The following is a 2,873-nucleotide window of genomic DNA, read 5'->3' as shown; positions in this document are numbered from 1 at the left end:
GAGCACAGCCGCCTGCGTGATTTCATCGGCGATTTGCTGCACTAATTCCGGCGAGCGATCTATGCCGAGCACAACTGCGCCGCGGCTGACCAGCGTGCGGGCCAGGCTGGAGCCGAACCGGCCCAGGCCGATGACGGCGAATTCGTTCGTGTAATTGTTGCGCGGCATGGCTCGGCGTTAAGAGTTAGGGATTAGAGATTGGGAGATTGGAGATTGACAACCAGCGGCCAGCAACTAACCACTATATCTAAAGCGTACGGGCAAGGGCGGGGGTTCGCGATGGGGATTGAGATAGTCGAGCTTGGTCGGCATCTTGGCCGGCGCGAATCCGAACACGCGGTGCACGCCGCCGATTTCGGTGGTGCGGTTGTACGATAGCGCGTCAATCTCCATCTCGGTCAACGCGTTGCGACAGCGCGCGAGGAAGGCGGCCACCTGCCGGGTGAACGCGCTCGGCACGCGCACGACGCGGCGCGGGCGCTGGGCGGCCTTCATGGTGAGCTGCGCGATGTCGGCGAGGGTAAGCGCTTGTGGGCCACCGATCGGCACTACTTGGCGGAAGGTGGAGCGGGTGTTCAAACAGCGTTCGACGCAGGCCGCTACGTCGCCGACCCAGATCGGTTGCATTTTCGTTGCACCGCCGTGCGGCAGCGGCATGACGAATGGGAAATCGGTGGCCACGCCGGCCAGCCACGAGGTGAGCCAATCGCCCTCGCCGTACACCACTGCCGACTTGAGCACGGTGAAGTTTAGGCCGCTGGCCCGCACGATCTCCTCCGCTTTGCCTAGACTACGCTGCAGCGGATAGGGCGAGCGCGATTCCGCGCCCAGGCAGCCGACGACGATCAGGCGCTTGATGTTGGCCCGCTTCATCGCCGAAATCACGTTGTGCGTGCCGGCGATGTTGACGTCCTCGAAGGTGTCTTCGGCGGTCTCGCGGCGCAGATAGGCCAGATGCACAACCGTGTCGCATGCGCCGCCGTCGGTGATCGCTTCGTAGATCGAATCTTCGTTGCGCACATCGCCACCGGTGATGACGACGCGGCGCGGACAGGGATGCTCGTTGCCCCAATGAAACAGGCACTTGACCTGGTGTCCCGAAGAGACCAAGCGTTCGACGACGGCTCGACCGATGCAGCCCGTTGATCCCGTGACGAGAATCATGATGGCAAGGTAAACCCGAGGGTGAGCGCCGCGACGAAGAACAGGAGCTGCGTCGCGGCGCTGCCGCCCCATATCATGAACGCAGCCAGCGTCTCACCTTTCCGATACAACCCGAGCCCGGCGACCAAGCTGATGGCAAGCGTGATGAGCCCTAAGGCCGGCGGCACGAACAGCTGCGACTTCTCACCGAGCCGGTCCACAGACCCGCTGGCGTCGAAGTGCAGCGCGATCTGTGCCGAGGCTGCCGGAAAGCGCATCGCGCTAAAGCCGAACAGCGCCAAGTTTAGTGCGACTGCCAGAATCAGCAAGGTGAGCGCTGTTTTGTCGCGCCAAATGCGCCAGTTTGCAAAGCCGGGCAACAATCTTGCATGCGTCACGTTCTGTGTCGGGCGCATCTCTAGCCGGATTCGGAAGGCATCCGAGAAGGCTTCGCCATCATAAGGTGACACGGCGTAGCTGCACTCCGGTGTCACGACGATGATTTGCTGCTCAGGCGGTTCCGTGGCGTAGAAGCGGACTTTGCCCAGCGCCGGATGGCTTCCGACGCCAAACCACCATCCCGGCAACGGCACGCGCAACAGGCGCAGCTCGTCGGCGACCTCCTCGGCGGCGATCACCCGCTGCACGTCGCCCATCGGCACTACCTCGCGCAACGCCCCCCAGCGGATCACGAAGGCGTTACGGTCGAGCGAGTAGCTGGCGTAGGCCAGTTGATAGGTGTGGTAGCCCAACCAGATGGCGAGCGCCAGCAAAGCTATCGCGCTCACGACGAACAGGAAGGTCAACCCAGACAGGGGGACGAGCGCTGCTGCGATGGCGGATGCGATGGCGCCGAACACGGCGATGACGGTAGCAATCACCCCGCTGGTGAACGCCAGCCGAGAATCCACTTCGAATACGTTCATCGCGAATGCGAAACCGGTGGCCGGCGCGACCCGCGCGCAGCCGCCAAACAGTATACCCGCTTCATACCCCCAAGCGGTTACGGCGCACGATCTCATCGCTCGATTGCGTCGTCCTGGGTGTGTAGCTTGGGAGGGGCAAAATGCGCTCGTGCAGCATATCCACGATCCAGGCCGGCTGTGGGAAGAAGAGATCTTCCATCTCCGCCGGTGGGACGATCCAATTGCGTGCGCCCAGCACGGCAATCGGGCCGTCGAGCGCGTCGAAGGCCAGTTGCGACAGGTTCGCGGCCACCGTATGGGCGAACGAGCCGCGCTCGCAGGCATCCGAGGCCACGATCGCCCGACCGGTCTTGCGCACCGATGCAACCAGGGGTGTGTAGTCGAGCGGGTTGAGGAAGCGCAGGTCAATCACCTCGGCGCTGATGCCGTATCGCTCCAACTCACGGGCCGCTTCGAGCGCGACATAGAGCGTCGCGCCGATGGTGATGATCGTCACATCGCTGCCCATGCGCCGTACCATGGGCTGGCCGAGCGGCACTTCGTAATACTCGATCGGCACGCCACCCGGCGTGAGCTTCTCCGGCTCGGGGTACAAGCGCTGCGACTCGAAGAAAACGACCGGATTGCTGCTGCGCAGCGCCAGGTTCAGCATGCCTTTGGCATCATAGGGCGTGGCCGGAAAGAACACCTGCAGCCCCGGGATGTGGGCCACCAGCGTGCTCCAATCCTGGGAGTGCTGTGCGCCGTACTTGTTGCCCACCGACACGCGCAGCACCAGCGGCGGCGTGTTGCAAATGCCGCTGG

4 protein-coding genes are annotated in these 2,873 nt (G+C 63.5%); all 4 read right to left on the bottom strand.

What is annotated here, in order from left to right; translation table 11 throughout:
* Positions 1-168, bottom strand: a 168-nt coding sequence (locus GXH28_RS15705) for an NAD-binding protein (RefSeq protein ID WP_169239954.1), incomplete at its 3' end; no start/stop codon positions are given.
* 66 nt (positions 169-234) lie between these two features.
* Complete coding sequence (locus GXH28_RS15700; RefSeq protein ID WP_169239953.1) at positions 235-1,164, bottom strand: NAD-dependent epimerase/dehydratase family protein; 930 nt, start codon at positions 1,162-1,164, stop codon at positions 235-237.
* A complete protein-coding gene (locus tag GXH28_RS15695; RefSeq protein ID WP_169239952.1) occupies positions 1,161-2,069 on the bottom strand; it encodes a PH domain-containing protein in 909 nt (302 codons plus the stop codon). Before GXH28_RS15695 ends, GXH28_RS15700 begins: the two co-directional genes overlap by 4 nt.
* 61 nt (positions 2,070-2,130) lie before the next feature.
* The coding region (locus tag GXH28_RS15690) for an alpha-ketoacid dehydrogenase subunit beta (protein ID WP_304515807.1) at positions 2,131-2,873 on the bottom strand (743 nt) is incomplete at its 5' end.

The sequence above is a fragment of the Candidatus Roseilinea sp. NK_OTU-006 genome (assembly GCF_012931985.1).
In the GTDB taxonomy this organism is placed as follows: Bacteria; Chloroflexota; Anaerolineae; order J036; family Brachytrichaceae; genus JAAFGM01.
Note: the sequence above shows the minus strand (reverse complement) of the source record. Positions and strands in the feature narration are given on the sequence as shown.

Coding starts and splice junctions, on each gene's coding strand:
- GXH28_RS15700 (WP_169239953.1), bottom strand. CDS start 1,164: ATGATTCTCGTCACGGGATCAACGGGCTGCATCGGTCGAGCCGTCGTC.
- GXH28_RS15695 (WP_169239952.1), bottom strand. CDS start 2,069: ATGAACGTATTCGAAGTGGATTCTCGGCTGGCGTTCACCAGCGGGGTG.